We start from the raw sequence: 21319 nt of genomic DNA, 5'->3' as shown, positions 1-21319 counted from the left end.
GACTTGTTTCCTTTTTCCGCTTTTGTTTAGTATAATGGATTCCGGTACATATGGGAGACAAGCCGGAAATTGTTTTGGAGGGAAATACCGTGAAAATCACCATTTCAGAAGTACACCAGCATATCGGGGAGGAAGTGACGATCGGGGTCTGGCTGAACAATAAACGTTCAAGCGGCAAAATTGCCTTTCTCGAGCTGCGTGACGGGACAGGCTTTATACAAGGCGTGGTCGTAAAGAACGAAGCCGGGGAAGAGGTCTTTCAAACGGCAAAATCGATGAGCCAGGAAACTTCTTTTTACGTTACCGGCACCGTCCGGGAAGATGCCCGCTCCCCGTTCGGCTACGAGCTCCAGGTGGCTGGCATTCAGATCATCCATGAAGCCGTAGATTACCCGATCACACCAAAAGCGCACGGGACCGAATTTTTAATGGACCACAGGCATTTATGGCTCCGTTCCCGCCGCCAGCACGCTGTCATGAAAATCCGGAACGAAATCATCCGGGCGACGTATGAATTTTTCAATATGAACGGGTTTACGAAAATCGACCCGCCGATTTTAACCGGCAGTGCGCCGGAAGGGACGACCGAGCTGTTCCATACGAAGTACTTTGATGAAGAAGCCTATCTGTCGCAAAGCGGGCAGCTTTACATGGAAGCGGCAGCGATGGCATTCGGAAAAGTATTCTCTTTCGGCCCGACGTTCCGCGCCGAAAAATCGAAAACGCGCCGCCATTTGATCGAGTTTTGGATGATCGAGCCGGAAATGGCTTTTTATGAACATGAAGACAGCCTGAAAGTGCAGGAACAGTATGTTTCCTATATCGTCCGGTCCGTTTTGGAAAACTGCAAACTCGACCTGCACCGGCTTGGCCGCGATACTTCAAAGCTTGAACAAGTGTCGGCGCCGTTTCCGCGGATTACGTATGATGACGCCATTGAATTGCTCCATGAAAAAGGATTTGATGATATTACGTGGGGCGAAGATTTTGGCGCGCCGCATGAAACCGCGATTGCCGAAAGTTTCGACAAGCCGGTCTTCATTACGCATTATCCGGCTGCAATCAAACCGTTTTACATGCAGCCGGACGCTAAGCGCCCGGAAGTCGTGCTGTGCGCCGATTTGATTGCGCCGGAAGGGTACGGGGAAATCATCGGCGGCAGCGAGCGGATCAATGACTATGATTTGTTGCTGAAACGGATCAAAGATTTCAATCTGTCGGAAGAGGCGTACAAATGGTATCTTGATTTACGAAAATACGGTTCTGTTCCGCATTCCGGCTTCGGGCTGGGCCTTGAGCGGACGGTTGCCTGGATTTCGGGCGTTGAGCATGTGCGCGAAACGATCCCGTTCCCGAGGCTTTTGAACCGGATCTATCCGTAATTGAAAAAAACGGCTGCAATAACGGTGTGCAGCCGTTTTTCTTTTCAGATGGTTTTTTCAATTTCCTTGCCGTTTTTAAACTGCTATACTTACATTGAGGTGTCCGACATGGATAAAGATCTTTTGCTTGCCTGGTGGGAAGAAGGGATATTGACCGTCCCCCAGCTCTTATTGAAAAAATACAAACAGCTTGGCCTTAATGAAACGGAACTTGTGCTTTTGCTGCAAGTTTATTCTTTTTTAAAAGAGGGAAATGCGTTTCCGACGCCTGAAGATCTGGCAGGCAGGCTTACCATTCCGGAAAGTATGTGCGTTTCGATTTTGCGGCGTCTAATCCAGCATCAGTTTTTGTCCATTGAAGAAGGGGAAGGGGAAGGCGGCATCCTGTATGAAAAATATTCGATCATGCCGCTGTGGGCGAAACTCGCCGATGAATTTATCTATGAGAAAAAACAGGACGAGCTTGAAAAAAGCGTAAACGAAGAAACCGATTTATACACCACGTTTGAACAGGAGTTTGGCAGGCCGCTGTCGCCGCTCGAATGCGAAACATTGGCGATGTGGATTGACCAGGACGGGCAATCCCCTGATTTGATTAAAGCCGCCCTGCGTGAAGCCGTTATCTCCGGCAAACTGAATTTCCGCTACATAGACCGCATTTTGTTTGAATGGAAAAAGAACGGCATCCGGGCGGTGGATGAAGCACGCGAATATGGAAGGAATTTCCGCAAATCGTCAAAACCGCAAGCAGAAAAACCGAAAACGACCAATCCGGTGCCGTTTTATAACTGGCTTGAACAATAAAAGGTGACGATAATAATTTTATGTAAACTAGTTACGGGAGTTTGAGAGATGCTGACAAAACAACAAATCCGGCATTGCCTTGAGACAATGGGGGAAATGTTTCCGGATGCCCGCTGTGAATTGAATCATTCAAATCCTTTTGAGCTGCTGATCGCGGTAACATTATCCGCCCAGTGCACCGATGCGCTCGTCAATAAAGTGACAAAAAATCTGTTTCAAAAGTATAAATCCCCGGATGACTATATTGCCGTGCCGCTTGAAGAACTGCAGCAGGACATCCGGTCAATCGGGCTTTACCGCAACAAAGCAAAAAACATCCAAAAACTTTGCCGGATGCTCATCGAGGAATACGGGCGGGAAGTGCCGCAAACGCGGGAAGAACTGATGAAACTGCCCGGCGTCGGCAGAAAAACGGCAAACGTTGTCCTGTCGGTTGCTTTTGGCATTCCGGCCATTGCTGTCGATACCCATGTAGAGAGAGTTAGCAAACGGCTCGGCTTTTGCCGCTACAAAGACAGTGTATTGGAAGTGGAACAAACCTTAATGAAAAAAGTGCCGAAAGAGGAATGGTCGATCACGCACCATCGGATGATCTTCTTCGGCCGCTACCATTGTAAGGCCCAGCGCCCGCAATGTGAAATCTGCCCGCTTCTTGACCTGTGCAGGGAAGGGGAGAAACGGATGAAGCAGAAAGAGAACAAGAAATGAGAATACGAAAAAGCATGGAGAATCGTTTCTCCATGCTTTTTTTGATCAGACCGGCGGGGGCGCAGAAAGCCATCCATCATGTGCTTTTTTATTCAGAACCGGTATTATTATTTGCGGACGCGTTGCCCGAACTGTTTTCGCCTTTATTGGGACTGTTCCCGCCGTTCGTATTGGTTCCCTTGGTTCCGTTGGTTCCGTTGGTTCCGTTGGTTCCGTTGGTTCCGTTTGAACCGCTGCTTCCGTTTCCATTCGTGCCTGCTCCATTGTTTGCCGAGCTGCCGTTTCCGCTTGAAGTGCCAGTGCCTGAACTGTTTCCCGGACTGTTGTTGTTATCTTTGCTGCCGTTTCCGCTGTTTTCCGAGCCGTTTCCGTTTGAATTTCCGCTGTTTGTTCTCTTGTCTGAGCCGGTGTTGTCTTTGTTTTCGCCGGACTGATTGGTGTCAGTACCGGGGTTATTGTTTGCATCCGGTTGTTTTTGGGCATTGTCTTCCGGTTGCTTGTTTTGGTTATCATCCGCCTTCGTGTCCGTGCTGCCCCCCGGAACCGTTACACTCGCGGATGCCGCTTTGCTTTTCACGCCATTTACCGTGGCGGTGACATTGAAGACATACGTTGCGCCCGCTTTCGGATTTGCGACGGTGATCGATTTTCCTGAAGTCGAACCGAATGACGCCGCGCTGCCGTTTATTGTACCGGATACGTTAAAGGTCGCACCTGACCCTTTATAATCCCAGGTTACCGTAATTTTATTGCTGTCTGCATCATACGCTGCGTGAACATTTGCTGGCGCATCCTGGGTGACGGATTTTTTATCAATCGCCGTATCGATATAGCCGCGGATATACAATTCGCTGCCTATTCTGACGACACTTTTCGGCATCGTAAAGTCAGGGGTCTCTTTTCCTTCCGATACATAACGCATCAAGTGGCGGTAAATTTGCTGCGCAACCGTTTGATACGGCCTTGTGACGCCGTATTTTTTGCCTTTCTCGCTTTCGTAGCCGGTCCATACTGCTAACGAATATCTTGTCGTGTAGCCTGCAAACCAGGAATCCTGTACGGACGAACTTAGAATCCCGTATTTTGCCAGATCGTTTTTATCAAAATTCGTGGTGCCCGTTTTACCGGCGGCAGGCAATCCTGGAATATGGGCGGTTGTCCCGGTGCCTTTTGTCAGCACATCTTTCAGCACGTCCGTAATCATATAAGCCGTATAGTCGCTCATGGCGATTTTGGACTGGACATGCGGTTTGATTTCCGTGACCCCGTCACGCAGGACAATTTTCCGGATGGCATGCGGCTTGTTGTATATGCCTTCATTGCCGAATGCGGCGTAAGCGGAAGCCATCTGCAGCGGTGAAACTCGCACCCCTCCGCCGATGGATGAAGATTCAACGATTTCTTTGCTGTTTAAATCAAGGCCGAGTTTTTTTGCAAAACGGATGGCCCTTTCCTTGCCGACTTCTTTATATGTTTCATAGGCAGGAATATTCCGTGATAAATACAGTGCCTTGCGCATGCTCATCTTGCCAAGGAACCGGTTATCCCAGTCATTAATCGGCGTTCCGTCCGAATAAGTGGTTGCCACATCGTTCAATCGGTGCCCGGTTGACCAGTGCAAGTACTCAATCGCCGGCCCGTAGTCAAGAATCGGTTTGATTGTTGATCCCGGCGAACGCTTCGTATCAACGGCATAGTTGAAGCCGCGGTCAAGTTTCATATTGCGCCCGCCGCCAAGCGCGCGGATTTCGCCTGTTTTCGTATCGACCAGGGCAATGCCGGCCTGCATTTTTTTATCCGGATAATTGATGATCGAATTGGTGTTTAAGATCTTTTCCGTATATTGCTGTGCGGAAGAATCCAGGGTTGTATAAATGGTTAAACCGTCGGCATATACATTATAGTTCCCGAGTCTCTGCACTTCCTTAATCACTTCATTGACAAAAGCAGGATATTTGTTCGCGTTTGTATTCCGCTCTTTTTCTTTCACCAGTCCGGCCGAAACCGGGGCGGCCTGCGCTTTTTCCATTTCATCCTTTGTTATTTTGTGGTTTTTGTACATCATATAAAGGACAATATCTCTTCTTTTCTTTGTCAGATCCGGATGGTCAAACGGATTATAATTATTCGGGCTTTGCGGCATGCCGGCCAGCACGGCAATTTCCGGCAGTGATAATTTGCTTAAAGATTTGCCATAATAATGTTCAGCAGCTGTCTCAAAGCCGAAAACACCGTCTGACATATAGACTTTATTGACATACATTTCAAGGATCTCATGTTTTGTGTATTTCCGCTCAAGCTGAATCGCAAGCCATGCTTCCTGGGCTTTCCGCTTTAATGTTTTTTCGTTTTTATTGTTCAGCGCCATGGAAATGACCTGCTGCGTCAGGGTGCTGGCCCCCTCGGACCCGAAACCTTTGGTAAAGTTTGCGACCACCGCGCCCCCGAGCCGTATCGGGTCGATCCCGTGATGCTGGTAGAACCGTGTATCTTCCGTCGAAAGAATCGCGTTTTCCATCTGCTTTGGAAGCTCTTCATAATCGATATATTTCCGGTTCTGTGCCCCGAGCGTTGCGACTGTTTTGTTGTTTTTATCCTTGATCACCGATGGAATCGGGTCGGATAACTGCTTCTTCGTCAGTTTCGGGGAGCTGCTTGCGTAATACGCAAAAGTGCTGATGCCCGCAATGACCCCGGCTAGCCCGAGAATAAAGCAGACGAGAATGAGCCGCTTTATAAATGTTAAAAATTTGTTTTTCGGTTTTTTCCTTTTCTTTTTATGTTGATTTGCCTGCATTTGTTTCCGGCGTTCTTCGCGGGATTGGTATTTTTCTGCCATGCTCAGCATTCCTTTCTTCTAAACCTGAAAAAGCCGATTTAGATTCAAAACATATTGTTGCCGGATCCGTCAATCATCCGGCCGGGCAACAACTATAAAGCATACAATTGCTTTAAAATGGCGATGTAATCAATTCTCGGCCGGTATCCGACCGGTATAGGATGCCCGTTTGCTTCAATTTCTTCTTTTTTTATCGATTTTCTCCCTCCGGCAAGCATTCTATCCCAATAAAAAAATAAATGGCGGGATTCCAGCAAAAAAATTTCTTCTCCCTTCGCAAAACGGAGAATGACAAAGCAAATCCCGCCTTGCGCTACCACCTGTTTCATATGGGTGATTTGATGCTCATGGAAGTTATGAAGCGGAAAAGAAGTATGGTTTTGCGTTTCCTTTGCTTCAAAGTCTATATATTTACCGTTCATCACTCCATTGTAATCGGTTGTGGACGGCTGTTTAAAATAGGCTTCTTTAATGACGGCTGTGCTCCGTGACTGGTAATCGACCTGGACAATCTGGATCGGGGTCGGTTTTTTATGGATAACGGCAATGCCTTCCTGCAAATAATAAGCATTGGTTTCATTCAGATCCTCTTCCAGTGTCATCCCCCGGTTGCCGTATAAAATTTGGTTCGCATTTTTCCGTCCGGCTTTGTTTTTTTCCCCTTTATACCTTTTTCCGTTTGGATAACGCAATTCCATGTTTCCTCACCTCATAAGCTAAATTATATCATAGCAGAACAGACAAAGAATATGTAATAAAAAAAACAGTCTTTCGGCCCCTTTGCACCGGCGGGGGACAAGGAACCGGCCTGCCCGGCTTTTTTCGCTAAAAACAGGCAAAACAAAAAGCAAGGAAATGTTTCCTTGCTTTTTGCTTTCATTAGGTGGAAGGGCGGTCAGGGCCGTTCAGCTTCTTATCTCCTTTTGCCAAAGACCCTTTTTGTTCCCGTGCTTTTTTCTGTTGTTGCGCTTTGTTATCATTCGTTTTCATGGAAATCCGCCTCCTGGAATTGGTGTCACCGGATTTTCCGGCATATTTATTGTTTGCAGTTCCGCCTTTTGCATACATGCCGGCACGAAAGTTGGCGCAGCCAGGAAAAATGCGCCCGAAATGCAGACATGCTGTCGAAAGGAAACACAAAATGAAGAAACCCGTTTTCTTTGCCGAATTGCTTCTAGTTTTGTCAGACATGAAGGGACCGGGCCGCCTGGCAGAGAATGAATAGGCATGTTGAAATTCAGGGGGGAAAACAAATGATACCGAAAGCCGCATTTTTAAACGGGCTGGAAAAAATGGAACAGGCGCTGGAAAACATCGGGACAGGGATCCGGCATAAGGTGGAGAAGGAAGCAAGAAAGCAGTCTATAAAGCAGTGGTACCGTTTAAAAAAAACAGAAATGAGGCTGGACCATTTGGAAAAAAGGGCGGAAGCATTCAGAAAAACATACAGGGCGGAAAGCTTGCGGATTGATGAAAACAAAAAAACTTCCTAAAATGAAAGAAGTCTCCCGTGAAGAACCCGGCGAAGGGAGAATATCCGTTTAGAAGGGTGAAGAGAAATGGAAGACGGACAATTACAAGCGTTAAACCGGCAGCTGATTTCGTACACGCATGAGCTTTATGACCTGTACCAGGAAGTAAAGGCAACAGGGGTGGAAAAGGATTTTTTCAGTGAAGTCAAGCCTTTTTGTGATACGTTGCAGGATGCCATTGACAGGTGGCTCCCGGCTGCAAAAGCATGGGTGGAAGCCCGGAGGCCGGCGCATCTTTTTCCATCCCAGCTTGAACATACGGCCGAAAATTTGCAAATGATTGCGGTGCGTGCTTTTTACCCGTCATCCAGCCGCAAAATGATGCTCGATCATTTCCAGTCAGTAAAATATATTCTCCAATGCTTGCAGGAAGCATTGGAGAAATCGTAATCGATATGGACATATCACCAATTGCCGGATGCCACATACATTATTGGTGAAGCAGGCAGGAGGCGATGGCAATGCGCGTTATGCAAGACCCTTACGCAAGCAGGCGCACAAGAAGCACAGGCCGGTATCCTGCAATGCCGGGGGCCGGTCCGTATTACCCGCAGTTTCCATATCCCGGGCAGCATTCCCCGCATGTGTTCGGATACCCCCCGGCGCCGTATCCATACGGCCAGCAACCGGGCGGGTACGGCCATGCCTGGCATATGCACGGACAAAGTGGCCAGCATGCCGGGGAAGAAGCTGCCATGCATTTGTTCGGGAACCCGCTGGAGGCCGCTGAAAAGCCAAACACCCAGCACGGTGCGGCAGGGTTCGCCCATCCGTACCCGCATCAGCCTGTTCCGCTAAAGCCGCCGCAAATGGGGGGATCTTTTTTGAATTCCTTCAAATCCCAGGATGGCTCCATTGATTTTAATAAAATGGTCAATACTGCCGGACAGATGATCAATGCGATTAATCAAGTCTCATCGATGGTCAAAGGGCTCGGGGGCCTGTTTACAAAATAGGCTTCCGGGCCGTTTTGCTTAAAAAGGGCGAAAAACGGAAAAAACCGGGACGCTCCCGGCATACTATTCAATCCTCAGCTTTTTTTTCTTTCCTTTCGGCATTAAAATCACAAGCAGCCCGTTTTCAAATTTTGCCTGAATCTGATCCCCGTCCACCGCGGGCGGCAGGGGCACCGTCCGGCTTATCCGGTGGAATGCGCTTTTCTTTTCGTAAGCTTTTTTCGTTTCATCCAAACTTGAAATGGCTTCCTTATGCCTGGCGCTAATGGTGAGATATTGATCATAAACTTCAATCTCAATCTGGCCTTTTTCATACCCGGGCAGTTTGGCTGTCAATACATAGGCCTCATCTTTTTCTTCGAGGCGTACCGGAATCGTATCAAAAGAAAAAAATTCATCCAGATTCTCAAAAAAATGTTTGACCGGCTTTTCCTGAAAAAATTGGTCCATCGCTTGCATCAGCCCGTAAAAAGGATACTTTTCTTCCGGGCCGGATAAATTGGACATCGGCAGGCTCCTTTCTTGTTGATGATGAAGAAAATGAAATGGTTGCACAGGACTCTTTCACTGTATAATATGAAAACCAAGCGGGAAATGTGAAAGAATGCTTTGAAAACGAACGTCTATTCGCTATAATAGATAGCGGGGTGAGGAAAGATGTTCAGAAAAAAGAATTTGCAGGAAATATTGGAGCAGTTGCAGATGGACCGTTCTTTCCAGGAGCGGATCGTCCATTGGCATACGATTGAAGGAAAGCCGGCTGTAACGGTGCCTTTTCCTGGCAGCATCACACCGGCTGTACTTTCGGCGCTGGAAAAAAGAGGGATTTCGTCATTGTATACCCACCAGGCAGAGGCATATCAGCTTGCCATGGCAGGAAAAGATTTTACGGCCGTTACCCCGACTGCATCAGGCAAAACGCTTTGCTATAATCTGCCCGTGCTCGAGACCATCCTTCAAAACCCGGATGCACGCGCGCTTTATATGTTCCCGACAAAAGCGCTCGCGCAGGACCAGAAAAGTGAAATAAACGAAATCATTGAAGAAGCCGGCGTGCCTGTAAACAGTTATACATATGACGGGGATACGCCTTCAAATATCCGGCAGCGCGTGCGCAAAGCCGGCCATATCGTCATCACCAATCCGGATATGCTGCATTCCGCCATTTTGCCCCACCATACAAAATGGGTGTCGTTTTTTGAAAATCTAAGATTCGTGGTGATCGACGAACTGCATATATACCGCGGCGTGTTCGGCAGCCATGTTGCCAATGTGTTGCGCAGATTAAAGCGGATTTGCCGTTATTACGGGAGCGATCCGGTTTTTATTTGCACGTCCGCGACGATTCAAAACCCGAAAGAGCTGGCGGAAAAGCTAACCGGCAAAAAAATGGAACTGATTGACCAAAACGGCGCGCCGAGCGGAACGAAGCATTTTCTTTTTTACAACCCGCCGCTTGTGAACAAGCCGCTGAACATCCGGAGAAGCGCCACACTTGAAGTCCGGAAAATTGCAGGGGAACTTTTGAAAAACAAAATTCAGACGATTGTTTTTGCAAGAAGCCGTGTGCGCGTCGAAATCATCTTAAAATACTTGCAGGAAATCGTTAAAGACGAACTCGGGGAAAAGTCGATCATGGGCTACAGGGGAGGATACCTTCCAACCGAGCGGCGGAAAATCGAGCAGGGGTTAAGAAACGGGGACATATACGGGATTGTCAGCACGAACGCCCTCGAGCTCGGTGTCGATATCGGCCAGCTCCAGGTCTGTATTATGACCGGCTATCCGGGCACAATTGCGAGCGCCTGGCAGCAGGCCGGGCGCGCAGGAAGAAGGCAGGGGGAATCACTTGTCATCCTTGTTGCCGGCTCAAGCCCGCTTGACCAGTACATCATCCGCAATCCGGGCTTCTTTTTCAACCGGTCCCCGGAGACGGCGCGCATCAACCCCGATAATCTTGTCATTTTAGTGGACCATGTTAAATGTGCGGCATATGAGCTGCCGTTTAAAAAAGGGGAAACGTTTGGCGACGTTGAAATCGAGGACGTGCTCGAGTTTTTAGCGGATGAACGGATCCTCCACCGGCGCGGGGATGCGTGGTACTGGATGAATGATGCTTTTCCGGCCCATAATATCAGCCTTCGTTCCGCATCGCAGGAAAATGTCGTCATTATCGATATGACCAATTCGCCGGATGTGCGCGTGATCGGTGAAATGGACCAGTTCAGCGCGATGACATTGCTCCATGAAGAGGCGATTTATTTGCATCAGGCGGTGCAGTATCAGGTTGAAAAGCTGGACTGGGAAGAGAAAAAAGCCTTTGTCCGTGAAGTCGCTGTTGATTATTACACAGATGCCAATCTGGCGGTGGAGCTGAAAGTGCTGGAACAGGACAGAGAGACCGTTTTGCAAGATGCAAAAATCGGCTATGGGGATGTGATGGTCCGGGCGATGCCGACGATTTTCAAAAAAATTAAATTTAACACGCATGAAAACATTGGCTCGGGGCCGATCCATCTTCCGGAAATGGAACTGCACACGAATGCCGTTTGGTTTTCCATGGGGGAAGATGCGGTGCCAAAACATTTGCTGGAAGGCGCGCTTACCGGCGCTGCGCACGCACTCCAGTCGATTGCGCCGCTTTTTGCCATGTGTGACGCCCATGATATCCAGGCCGTGCCCCAGGTGAAAGCAATCCATGACGAAAAGCCGACAATCTTTTTATATGACCGGTATCCGGGCGGCATCGGCCTGAGTGAAAAAATCTATGGCGGGGCAAGGAAAATTTTGGAATCTGCAAGAGCGATGGTTGTAAACTGCCCTTGCGAAGACGGGTGCCCTTCCTGTACGGGCGCAGAAACGGCTGCCGCGGGCGCAAAGCAGGCCGCCGTCCGGCTGTTTGATTTCTGGCTCGGGGCGATCAAAGGAGGCGAGCATCATGCCGGGATTAAAAGATAAATTAAACCGGATGAAAAACCATATCGTGAGGGACCAGCCGGAGCCTGCCGGACGGGCGGAAGCACTCGGGGCCGATTCTGTCCCTTTCTTTGAAATGTGGGAAAAAGCGGGCGTTTCGCTGTATGATTTGGATGGCGATTACTGCCTCATCCGTGAAGTCCGCTACCCGCTTGAAACAAAGCACGGCAAATATGCTTTTCGCGACTATTTTGATGCCATCAAACTGTGGCAGCAAAAGCCGGTCCGCCACCCTTTATCCGCCAAAGGGTACAGCCCGTCTGATTTATTTTTTTTCGATACCGAAACGACCGGCCTCGGGGGAGGGGCGGGCAACACGATTTTTTTGCTCGGATATGCTTCCTTTACCGAAGAAAATGTTATTTTAAAACAGCATATTCTTCCGGAGCCGGGGCTTGAAGTGCCGCTTTACTACAGCTTCCTGGAAAATATCGATTACACTGCGCTCGTTACTTATAACGGGAAGGCGTTTGACTGGCCCCAGGTGAAGACGCGCCATACGCTGATCCGCGACCATGTGCCGCGTCTGCCTGAATTTGGCCATTTTGATTTGTACCACGCGGCAAAAAGGCTGTGGAAAGATGAACTCGGGTCCGTGAAATTAGCGAATGTGGAGCGCGAAATTCTGGGGGTGGAACGCAAAGAGGATATCCCGGGATACCTGGCGCCGATGATTTATTTTGATTTCGTTGAGCGCAAAAATCCGGAAGGCCTGCTTGGCGTCATCCGCCATAACGAAGAGGACATTTTATCGCTCATTTCTTTGTACACCCACCTTACGTTTCAAATTCTAGAGGCCGACCCGGACCAGACGGCAAAGGAAAAACGGCTTGTCGGGAAATGGTTTGAATATATCGGCGAAGATGATGCCGCGGTGAAACGTTTTGAAGCGGCCGCCGGCGAAAATGATCTGGCTGCCAAACACCGCCTGGCCTTCCAGTATAAAAAACAAAAAGCATACAGAAAAGCCGGAATGCTGTGGGCGGAATTAGCCGAAAATGCGCCGGATACGATAAGAGCCGAAGCATGCATTGAGCTCTCCAAACTGTATGAACACAAGGAAAAAGACCTTTTGCAAGCCGTCCGCTATGCCGAAAAAGGCCTGGAAATTTATCAAAAGTACGGCAGATTCGGTTATGGGAAATGGAAAAAATGCTGTTTGGAAACGGAAAAACGCCTTTTACGGCTGTACCGGAAAGCCCAAATCCCGGCGAGATCCTCTTTCAGCAAGGAAATGCCCGGGAAAAGAACCGGTTTTTAACCGCTATTTCCTGGGCAAGCGCATGATTCGACGGGGAATCCGGAATTTTGAAACGCCCTTTGTTGGGATTTGTCGGTTTCTTTTGGATCAGAGAAAAATGCGCGCCCTTTGTCGATTTCCGTATGTTGTGATTGCAGCCCACCAAAAGTCCCGTTAAAATGGTTTTGATTAAAAAGAAATGTAAAGAGGCCGAGAAAACGATGCACCGGGCTTCGGCTGCTCCCGAAATGGGGATGAGGGCGTGAATTATTGGCAAATTGGGTTTTTTCATTAGTACATGTTTCCTTTCCGGGTCATAGGTTAGTAGTGTAAGAAAAAAGACGTCTGATGATGAAAGGAGATCGGAACATGTTTCACCACCATTGCCCGCCGCGGATCATGCCGGCTGTTGTGCATCCGACAAAATGCTGCGTTACGCACACCGTCCAGGATGTCATCGTGCCGCATGTTTTCCCGACGCATACAACCCATGTGAATCACCATGTATTTCATCAGCAAAACTACTTTCCGCACACGGAATCGTATGTCAATCAAACCGATCCGGGAACGGTCTGCAACTTTTTTGATCCAGTCAGGCCGCACGGGCCGAAGTGCTGCTGACAAATGGACGGCAAGGGCAATCCTTGCCGTCCTGCTTTTAGGAAAACAAAAAGGAGCGTAAAGCATTGGGAAAAGTTGTCGCCATTACAGGCTATAAACCGTATGAACTGGGGATATTCGGGACGGACCACCCGGGTATTCGCTATATTCAAACGGCAATCAGAAGACGGTTGCTGGAATTGCTCGATGAAGGGTACGAATGGGTCCTTATTTCCGGGCAGCAGGGCACCGAACTTTGGGCCGCTGAAACCGTTTTTGATCTGCAAGCGGAATATCCGGAACTGAAACTCGCTGTGTTAATGCCTTTTGAAGGGCAGGAAGAAAAGTGGAAAGACGAACAAAAAGAATACTACGAAATGGTGCTTTCCCAAGCCGATTTTGTTGCCGCCATCTCGAAAAGGCCGTACGAAAGCCCGCAGCAGTTCCGCAATAAAAACCGGATTTTCTTACATAAAAGCGACTGCCTGATGATTGTGTATGATGAAGAACGCGAAGGGTCCCCGAAATATTTGTTCGAAGCTGCAAAAAAGTTCAGCGAATCGCATTCGTATGACATCCGCATCATTGACTTTTACGATTTACAGGCAATAATAGAAGAAGAACAGACAGATTTTTAGGCAGCTGTGGTACAGTTGACAAATAAAAAGGTTTTTGAAAAAATGAAATTATGTCTGGGAGATGTAAGGTGGTGCAAACATGTTATCGGATCAAATTAAATTGACGGCGAAAGACATTTTGGAAAAAGAGTTTAAAACGGCTGTCAGAGGCTACCGGCAGGAAGAAGTAGACAAATTTCTGGATCTGATCATAAAAGATTATGAAACGTTTAATCAGACGATTGAGGAGCTCCAGCAGGAAAACCTCCGGCTCAAAAAGCAGGCGGAAGAACTGACAAAACGGCAGCCTGTACAGCAAATGACCGGGACAACGAATTTCGATATTTTAAAACGGCTGTCCAATCTTGAAAAACATGTTTTCGGCAACAAATTAAATGAATAGCCAGCTCAAAAAATGTGTGAAATTTTTCTGCGGAAAGGGCCCGGGGAAGCGGCATAAATAAACAGACCATCGCTTGCCCGAACCCGGTATGGCAATACAGGGGGAAGAAATTGACACATCCGTTAAAAATTACAGCTTGCAAGTCCCGGTTTCTTTTTATATAATAGATAAGCGTTGTGAATAACGTTCGGGTAATCGCTGCAGCCTGGAAACGGCTGTTGAGGAAAGTCCATGCTCGCACGGTGCTGAGATGCCCGTAGTGTTTGTGCCTGGCGAATTCATAAGCCAGGGCAGCCTTGGTTCAAGGCTGACGGCAGGGAAAACGCCTAAACCTTCAGGCAATGGCGGAGTACCCTTGAAAGTGCCACAGTGACGGAGCTTTACGGGAAACCGTAAAGGTGGAACGAGGTAAACCCCGCAAGCGAGCAACTCAAATCATGGTAGAGGCACTCTTTCTGAGGAAATGAACGAGGAAAGAGACAAGCGTATTGCTTGTAGATAGATGATTACCGCCTTCGTACGAGATGGCGCCACATCGTTTGCAGTACAAAGGTACAGAACATGGCTTACAGAACGTTATTCTGGCTGAATCGAAAGAATCGGGCCGGCGCTGCGGTATTTAGATATACAGCAGGCGCCCGGCCTTTTTTATACATAATTTTTTAAAACGGGGTTATCCGGTACTGAATGCCGCACAATAAGAAATATAAGATGAGAGATGGTGGGAAAATGTCTGGCTTTCAATTGATCGCGACAAGCGCAATGGGGATTGAGGCGCTTGTTGCAAAAGAAGTGCGTGCACTCGGCTACGACTGTACGGTCGAAAACGGGAAAATTGAATTTGTCGGGGATGAATCGGCGATTGCCCGTGCCAATCTCTGGCTGAGATGCGCGGACCGCGTGAAAATCAAAGCTGCCGAATTTAAGGCGGAAACTTTCGACGAACTGTTTGAAGGGACAAAAGCGGTTCCCTGGGAGGATTATCTGCCGAGCGATGCCGAGTTTCCCGTCACCGGAAAATCGGTCAAGTCAAAGCTGTTCAGCGTCCCGGACTGCCAGGGAATTGTCAAAAAAGCAATCGTTGAACGGCTGAAGTCCCGTTATAAAGGAACGAGCTGGTTTGAGGAAAACGGCCCGCTTTTTAAAATAGAAGTGGCGTTATTGAAAGACGTGGCCACCATTACGATCGATACAAGCGGGGCCGGGCTGCATAAACGCGGCTACCGCGCGGCGCAAGGGCCGGCGCCGATCAAAGAAACGCTTGCCGCTGCGCTTATCCGGCTGACAAACTGGCATCCGGACCGGCCGTTTCGCGATCCGTTTTCCGGTTCCGGCACAATTCCGATCGAAGCTGCGCTCATCGGGCAAAATATTGCACCGGGTTTTAACCGCGATTTTCTATGCGAAACATGGCCGTGGATGAGTGAAGCCGTCTTTGAAAAAGCGCGCGAAGAAGCGGAAGATCTCGCCCGGTACGACCAGCCGCTTGACATCACCGGTTCGGATATCGACCCCGGGATGGTTGACATCGCCCGGCAAAACGCCAATGAGGCAGGGCTTGGCGGCATCGTCACGTTTAAACAGATGCAGGTGGCCGATTTTACGGCGCAGGAAGCATACGGCACGATTGTGGGCAATCCGCCGTACGGCGAGAGAATCGGCGAACGGGCGGAAGTGGAAAACATGTACAGGGAGATGGGCCGTGCATTTGCCAGGCTTGACACGTGGTCGGTTTATATTTTGACTGCAGACGAACAGTTTGAACGCGCATACGGCAAAAAAGCGACGAAAAAAAGAAAGCTTTACAACGGGCCGATCAAAACCGATCTGTATCAGTTTTGGGGGCCGCGCCCGCCGCGGAAAACGGAAACGTAAGCAAACGGAATGGTTATCGTTTGTGAGATGCGTGAAACATGGTAAGATGGACGTGCAAGTGATTTGACGGGAGGTATAGTGATGGGAACAGAGCCGATTGAAAAACTGGAGCAGGACTTTTTGGCGTATGTCAAAAAAATCAAAGCTTATGAAGAAGCACTTGCCCTTATATACTGGGATTTGCGGACCGGCGCGCCGAAAAAAGGCGTCGGGCAGCGTGCGGAAGTGATCGGCATTTTATCGGGCGAAGTCTTTGACATGCAAACTTCAAAAGAAATGGCTGAATTTTTGGAGAAGCTTTTGCCGCATCAGCAGCAATTGTCGGAACGGACAGCTGGTACATTGGAAGAATGCCGGAAAACATACGAACGAAGCAAAAAAATCCCGCCTAACGAATACCAGGCTTATACGGTGCTCGTCTCGAAAGCGGAGAATGTTTGGGAAGAAGCAAAGGAAAAGGCAGACTTTTCCTTGTTCCAGCCATATCTCGAACAAATCGTGGAATTTAAAAAGAAATTTGTCCGCTACTGGGGGTACGAAGGCCATCCGTATAATCCCCTGCTCGATCTGTATGAACCGGGCATGACAGTTGATGTGCTCGACCGTGTGTTCAAACAAGTGAAGGATGCGATTGTGCCGCTTGTCCAGAAAATCAGGATGTCGGAAGAAAAACCGGATACGGCATTCCTTTTTCACCCGTTCCCGAAAGAAAAGCAAAAAGCGTTTACGCTTGAAATACTCAAGCAGATGGGCTTTGACTTTGAGGCGGGGCGGCTGGATGAAACGGTGCATCCGTTTGCAACCGGCATCAACCAGGGGGATGTGCGGATAACGACACGTTATAATGAAAACGACTGGCGTGTCGATGTGTTCGGCGTCATGCATGAAGGCGGGCACGCTTTGTATGAGCAGCATATTTCAAAAGACCTGTCGGGTACACCGCTTGCAGAAGGCGCGTCAATGGGGATACACGAATCACAGTCCCTGTTTTTTGAAAACATCATCGGCCGTTCTTTTCCGTTCTGGAAGAAAAATTATTCGCTTTTGAAACAATTTGCATCCGGGCAGTTTGATGATGTGCCGCTTGAAACATTTTATCGTGCAGTGAACGAGGCGAAACCGTCCCTGATCCGAATTGAAGCCGATATGCTGACGTATCCGCTTCATATTATGGTGCGGTATGAAATTGAAAAAGCGCTTCTCAATGATGAAATCGAAGTCGGGGAACTCCCGGAAATCTGGAATGCGAAATATGAGGACTATCTTGGCATCCGGCCGGAACATGACGGGGAAGGCGTACTCCAGGATGTGCATTGGGCCGGCGGGGATTTCGGCTATTTTCCGTCTTATGCGCTCGGCCTGATGTACGCCGCCCAGTTCAAACATGCGATGTTAAAATCGCTGCCGGATTTTGACAAGCTTGTGGAATCGGGCAATCTGGAGCCAATCCGGAAATGGCTCTCGGCGCATGTCCACCGGTTCGGCAAATTGAAAAAACCTGCCGATATTTTGCGCGATGCCACCGGCGAAGCGCTCAACCCGAAATACTTGATTGATTACTTAACCGAAAAATATACCGATGTTTACCGGATCAAAGATTAAGATAAAACTTCCGGCTAACAAATAAAGTGCGCAAGCCGCCGGTTTCAGAAAGAATACCGGAAACTTGCGTATGCCGCTTATCCGGTGTTCGTACCCTAACAGGCAATTGATTGAACGATGAAAAAAACGGCGGATATTCCGGTTATTCTATCCGTGTTGCCTGCTGGCTTGCCTGTAAAATTCCCGCCGGACGTTGCCTGCATTTTGCCAAACGCGAACAAAAAGAAAGATGGAAAATCCGCCGTTCGGAAATTTCGTCTTTACATGACGGAAAGATACCATTATACTTTTATTATAAAACTGAACGCATTCACTCATATAATCGCGGGAATATGGCCCGCAAGTTTCTACCAGGCTGCCGTAAACGGCCTGACTATGGGTGGGCAATGGGAACGTGGCAGATGGTTCCTTTTCCTTTTTGCACATGAAAAAGCTCAAAGGCGTTGCTTACTCCATTTTTTGTGGGTGCAGCGGCCTTTGGGCTTTTTTTCTAAAGGCCGCATGTTTCAATCAAGACAAATGCAGCGAAGGCAAAGAGGAGGAAAAACATTGAAAGCTTTACAAGAAAAAATCAGAAAAGACGGCATCGTGCTTTCAGACCAGGTGCTGAAAGTGGACGCTTTTTTAAATCACCAGGTCGACCCTGTCCTCATGAAACAGATCGGGGAAACATTTGCCGGGCTGTTTAAGCAGGATGGCGTAACCAAAATTTTGACGCTCGAATCTTCCGGCATTTCGCCCGCATTAATGGCAGCACTGGAATTAAACGTTCCGATGATTTTTGCCCGGAAAAGAAAACCATTCACGCAGGACGCGGACGTATATGAAGCTTCCGTCCATTCATTTACAAAACAAACAACCCATACCATTTCCGTTTCGCGCGCTTTTTTAAATCAGGGTGACCGGGTGCTTGTCATTGATGATTTTCTCGCAAACGGCCAGGCGGCTGAAGGCCTGATTGATATTATCGACCAGGCAGGGGCGGAACTTTGCGGTATCGGCATTGTGATTGAAAAAGCATTCCAGCCGGGCGGAAAAAGGCTGCGCGAACGCGGAATCCGCGTGGAGTCGCTCGCATCGATCCGGTCGCTTGAAAACGGCACGGTCAGCTTTCAAGAGGAGGCGTATGCGAAATGAAACCGGGAAAAACCAAAATGACCGTACTGGCGATCCAGCACGTTTTGGCGATGTATGCGGGCGCAGTCATTGTGCCGATTATTACCGGCAGTTCCCTGGGGATGAACAGCAGGCAGCTGACGTACCTCGTTTCCATTGATATTTTCATGTCCGGCCTTGCGACACTGCTGCAAATTTGGAAAAACCGGTTTTTCGGTATCGGGCTTCCAATTATGCTCGGCTGCACATTTACCGCGGTCGGGCCGATGATCGCAATCGGCAAGCAGTACGGCGTTTCAGCTGTGTACGGCGCCATTCTCGTATCAGGGCTGTTTGTCATTTTGATCAGCAAATTTTTCAGCAAGCTGGCCCGCTTTTTCCCGCCGGTTGTGACCGGGTCGGTTGTCACGATTATCGGCGTGACGCTCATCCCGGTTGCCATGAAAGATATGGCGGGCGGAGACGGGAGCAAAGATTTCGGCTCCCTGGCCAATATCGCCCTTTCATTCGGCACTTTGCTCATCATTGTCCTCTTGCAGCGGTTTGCAAAAGGGTTTATCCGTTCGATCTCGATTTTAATCGGGCTGGCACTCGGCACCGTGGCGGCTGCACTGCTCGGAAAGGTCAGCTTTGCCCCGGTTGCGGAAGCCTCATGGGTGCATATCGTGCAGCCGTTTTATTTCGGCGCGCCGACTTTTGAGTGGAGCGCTTGTATCACGATGATCCTTGTGGCGCTCGTCAGTCTTGTGGAATCTTCCGGCGTCTACTTCGCTTTAAGCGGGATCACCAAACAGCCGCTCCATGAAGATGACCTTGCGAGGGGCTACCGGGCTGAAGGCCTTGCCGTCATGCTTGGCGGATTATTTAATGCTTTCCCGTACACCGCTTTTTCTCAAAACGTCGGCCTTATCCAGCTGTCTGGCGTGAAATCGAAAAACGTGATGGCGCTTGCCGGAACCTTTTTGCTCCTTTTCGGGCTGATTCCGAAATTAGGCGCCCTGACGACGATCATTCCGTCTTCCGTACTCGGCGGGGCGATGATTGCGATGTTCGGGATGGTCATTGCGTCAGGCATAAAAATGCTGAGCAAAGTCGATTTTGCCAATAACGAAAACTTGTTTATCATTGCCTGTTCAATCGGCATCGGCCTTGGCGTCACGGTGGTGCCGGATATTTTCAAGGGTTTGCCGCCGAATATCCAGCTTCTTACGCAAAGCGGCATTGTCGCAGGCAGTGTGACGGCCATTGTGCTCAATCTTTTTTTCCATATCCTTCCGAATAAACAGGAGGCAAAAGCAAAAGTAAAAAAAGTCGGGACACAGGCATCCTGACCGGATGAAAAAAGCTGGGCCGGATTCCGGTCCAGCTTTTTTCGGATTAATTTAAATTGCCGGTATTGATGACCGGCTGTGCGGCCCGGTCGGATACAATCGAAACCATCAGATTGTTGATCATAACCATCTTCCGCTCTTCATCCAGTTCAAAGCCGTCTTTTTCCAATTGCGCAATCGCCATCTGTGCCATGCCGACTGCCCCCTCCACGATTTTTTTCCGGGCGGCAAGAATGGCGGAAGCCTGCTGGCGCTGCAGCATGACGCTGGCAATTTCTGTAGAGTAGGCAAGGTGCGTGAGGCGCGCTTCCATAATTTCCACGCCGGCAACATCAAGGCGCGGCTGGAGTTCCTCTTTTAAATGCTTGGAAACTTCCTCCCCGTTTCCGCGCAGCGAAATCCCTTCTGCCTCCGCGCTGTCATAAGGGTATTTTGTGGCGACATGGCGGAGCGCCGTTTCGCTTTGGATCTCAACAAATTCCTCGTAGTCCTCCACATTAAACACGGCTTTCGCAGCATCGACCACACGGAATACGATCACTGCGGCAATTTCAATCGGATTTCCGTCCACGTCATTCACTTTTAATTTGGCGCTGTTAAAATTCCTTACCCGCAACGAAACGCGCCGCCTTACACTGAGCGGAACCGTTACGTAAAAGCCGCTTTCCCGGATGGCGCCTATATAGCGGCCGAAAAAAGTGACAACCAACGCCTGGTTCGGCTGGATTACACAAATTCCCGAGACAAGCAGGACGCTTATGGCAAGCAGGACAATACCGGCAAAAAAATTGACGGCAAAAAGGAAAAACAAACCTAGAACAGCGAAAACGGCAATCGCTAAAATACCGAGAAAACCGTTTATGTGCCAGGCTTTCTTTTCGGACATCTCTTCCCCACCTCTTTTATTTTCTCTTCACTTCATCATAACATGCCGGCATATTGCCGTCACGCTGAGGGAGAGAAATCCCGTGCATTTTAGCAAAGCAAAAGCCGCCAAAGTGTAGCGGCTACTGCCGGTTTGACTGCCATTCCTGAAAGGAGCCCGTTCCGTTGCATCCGGAACAGTCAAACGGATAAGCGTATTCGTATGCGGCCGGCATGATAAAACCGCGCCCGCCGCAATCCGGGCAATTGTTTTGTTCCTGCATCGCGGACAAGTATTTTTCGCGTCGTGCGGACTGCCAGGCAGAAGGGGAACGGAATAATCCCATCTGCTTTCACCTCCTGATACAGCCATATGATGGGTTTCTTTCCGGAAAATTATCCGCGGCCCGCGGTATTCGCCCGGGCAAGGAGAAAAATGAGTTTAATATAGTATGAATACGATGAAAAATTCGT

21 protein-coding genes, 1 other RNA gene and 1 riboswitch are annotated in these 21319 nt (G+C 48.9%); of the genes, 16 read left to right on the top strand and 6 right to left on the bottom strand.

What is annotated here, in order from left to right; translation table 11 throughout:
- The first annotated feature begins 89 nt into the window (after positions 1-89).
- The 3 genes from asnS (at position 90) to nth (ending at position 2894) form a co-directional block, all read left to right on the top strand.
- Positions 90-1382 carry an asparagine--tRNA ligase gene (gene asnS, locus NSQ19_RS07545; protein ID WP_026104758.1) on the top strand — a complete coding sequence of 431 codons (1293 nt, stop codon included), beginning with the start codon at positions 90-92 and terminating at the stop codon, positions 1380-1382.
- A gap of 108 nt (positions 1383-1490) precedes the next feature.
- On the top strand, positions 1491-2186 hold the full coding sequence (locus tag NSQ19_RS07540) for a DnaD domain-containing protein (RefSeq protein ID WP_207368233.1): 696 nt from the start codon (positions 1491-1493) through the stop codon (positions 2184-2186).
- 48 nt (positions 2187-2234) lie between these two features.
- Positions 2235-2894: an endonuclease III gene (gene nth, locus NSQ19_RS07535; RefSeq protein WP_340702661.1), complete on the top strand. Its 660-nt coding sequence runs from the start codon at positions 2235-2237 to the stop codon at positions 2892-2894.
- Between the two features lie 88 nt (positions 2895-2982).
- Here nth and NSQ19_RS07530 read toward each other — a convergent pair whose 3' ends face one another.
- From NSQ19_RS07530 to NSQ19_RS07520, 3 genes are all read right to left on the bottom strand, one after another.
- Positions 2983-5733, bottom strand: a complete 2751-nt coding sequence (locus tag NSQ19_RS07530) for a transglycosylase domain-containing protein (RefSeq protein WP_340702660.1) — start codon at positions 5731-5733, stop codon at positions 2983-2985.
- A 92-nt stretch (positions 5734-5825) separates the two neighbouring features.
- A complete protein-coding gene (gene recU / locus NSQ19_RS07525; protein WP_013859472.1) occupies positions 5826-6431 on the bottom strand; it encodes a Holliday junction resolvase RecU in 606 nt (201 codons plus the stop codon).
- A gap of 181 nt (positions 6432-6612) precedes the next feature.
- Positions 6613-6723, bottom strand: a complete 111-nt coding sequence (locus tag NSQ19_RS07520) for a hypothetical protein (protein ID WP_014098195.1) — start codon at positions 6721-6723, stop codon at positions 6613-6615.
- Positions 6724-6986: 263 nt separating this feature from the next.
- On the opposite strand from NSQ19_RS07520, the gene NSQ19_RS07515 reads away from it, so the two are divergent.
- From NSQ19_RS07515 to NSQ19_RS07505, 3 genes are all read left to right on the top strand, one after another.
- Complete coding sequence (locus tag NSQ19_RS07515; RefSeq protein WP_340702659.1) at positions 6987-7226, top strand: hypothetical protein; 240 nt, start codon at positions 6987-6989, stop codon at positions 7224-7226.
- Positions 7227-7292: 66 nt separating this feature from the next.
- The gene (locus NSQ19_RS07510) at positions 7293-7655 is read left to right on the top strand and encodes a YppE family protein (RefSeq protein ID WP_340702658.1); all 363 of its coding nucleotides are present in this window, start codon (positions 7293-7295) and stop codon (positions 7653-7655) included.
- 71 nt (positions 7656-7726) lie between these two features.
- The gene (locus NSQ19_RS07505) at positions 7727-8221 is read left to right on the top strand and encodes a YppG family protein (RefSeq protein ID WP_340702657.1); all 495 of its coding nucleotides are present in this window, start codon (positions 7727-7729) and stop codon (positions 8219-8221) included.
- A 63-nt stretch (positions 8222-8284) separates the two neighbouring features.
- On the opposite strand, the gene NSQ19_RS07500 is transcribed toward NSQ19_RS07505, so the two are convergent.
- Positions 8285-8728 (bottom strand): Hsp20/alpha crystallin family protein, encoded by a 444-nt coding sequence (locus NSQ19_RS07500; protein ID WP_340702656.1) that lies wholly within the window; start codon positions 8726-8728, stop codon positions 8285-8287.
- Positions 8729-8878: 150 nt separating this feature from the next.
- On the opposite strand from NSQ19_RS07500, the gene NSQ19_RS07495 reads away from it, so the two are divergent.
- From NSQ19_RS07495 to NSQ19_RS07450, 10 genes are all read left to right on the top strand, one after another.
- A complete protein-coding gene (locus tag NSQ19_RS07495; protein ID WP_340702655.1) occupies positions 8879-11179 on the top strand; it encodes a DEAD/DEAH box helicase in 2301 nt (766 codons plus the stop codon).
- On the top strand, positions 11160-12458 hold the full coding sequence (locus tag NSQ19_RS07490) for a ribonuclease H-like domain-containing protein (RefSeq protein WP_340702654.1): 1299 nt from the start codon (positions 11160-11162) through the stop codon (positions 12456-12458). Before NSQ19_RS07495 ends, NSQ19_RS07490 begins: the two co-directional genes overlap by 20 nt.
- Before the next feature lie 348 nt (positions 12459-12806).
- Complete coding sequence (locus NSQ19_RS07485) at positions 12807-13058, top strand: CotD family spore coat protein (protein ID WP_017553027.1); 252 nt, start codon at positions 12807-12809, stop codon at positions 13056-13058.
- 65 nt (positions 13059-13123) lie between these two features.
- Positions 13124-13675 carry a DUF1273 domain-containing protein gene (locus NSQ19_RS07480; protein ID WP_013859463.1) on the top strand — a complete coding sequence of 184 codons (552 nt, stop codon included), beginning with the start codon at positions 13124-13126 and terminating at the stop codon, positions 13673-13675.
- A 79-nt stretch (positions 13676-13754) separates the two neighbouring features.
- Positions 13755-14057, top strand: a complete 303-nt coding sequence (gene gpsB, locus NSQ19_RS07475; RefSeq protein ID WP_019720918.1) for a cell division regulator GpsB — start codon at positions 13755-13757, stop codon at positions 14055-14057.
- Positions 14058-14240: 183 nt separating this feature from the next.
- Positions 14241-14631: RNase P RNA component class B (gene rnpB, locus NSQ19_RS07470), an RNA gene on the top strand.
- A gap of 155 nt (positions 14632-14786) precedes the next feature.
- Positions 14787-15932, top strand: coding sequence for a THUMP domain-containing class I SAM-dependent RNA methyltransferase (locus NSQ19_RS07465; protein WP_340702653.1), 1146 nt, complete (start codon positions 14787-14789; stop codon positions 15930-15932).
- A gap of 81 nt (positions 15933-16013) precedes the next feature.
- Entirely contained in the window at positions 16014-17534 is a 1521-nt protein-coding gene (locus tag NSQ19_RS07460; protein WP_340702652.1) for a carboxypeptidase M32, read from the top strand.
- A gap of 294 nt (positions 17535-17828) precedes the next feature.
- Positions 17829-17930: riboswitch (purine riboswitch) on the top strand.
- A gap of 153 nt (positions 17931-18083) precedes the next feature.
- Positions 18084-18671, top strand: a complete 588-nt coding sequence (locus NSQ19_RS07455) for a xanthine phosphoribosyltransferase (protein ID WP_340702651.1) — start codon at positions 18084-18086, stop codon at positions 18669-18671.
- Entirely contained in the window at positions 18668-19981 is a 1314-nt protein-coding gene (locus tag NSQ19_RS07450; protein WP_340702650.1) for a nucleobase:cation symporter-2 family protein, read from the top strand. The genes NSQ19_RS07455 and NSQ19_RS07450 overlap by 4 nt, the downstream gene beginning before the upstream one ends.
- 46 nt (positions 19982-20027) lie before the next feature.
- Here NSQ19_RS07450 and NSQ19_RS07445 read toward each other — a convergent pair whose 3' ends face one another.
- Together NSQ19_RS07445 and NSQ19_RS07440 are read right to left on the bottom strand one after the other, a co-directional pair.
- Positions 20028-20867, bottom strand: a complete 840-nt coding sequence (locus tag NSQ19_RS07445; protein WP_029141304.1) for an SPFH domain-containing protein — start codon at positions 20865-20867, stop codon at positions 20028-20030.
- 121 nt (positions 20868-20988) lie between these two features.
- A complete protein-coding gene (locus NSQ19_RS07440; RefSeq protein WP_340702649.1) occupies positions 20989-21192 on the bottom strand; it encodes a methionine aminopeptidase in 204 nt (67 codons plus the stop codon).
- Positions 21193-21319 lie beyond the last annotated feature (127 nt).

The organism is Weizmannia sp. FSL W8-1119 (assembly GCF_038008605.1).
GTDB classification, from domain to species: Bacteria; Bacillota; Bacilli; order Bacillales; family Bacillaceae_C; genus Weizmannia; species Weizmannia coagulans.
The sequence above is the reverse complement of the archived record's forward strand: the minus strand, read 5'-3'. Positions and strand labels throughout refer to the sequence as shown.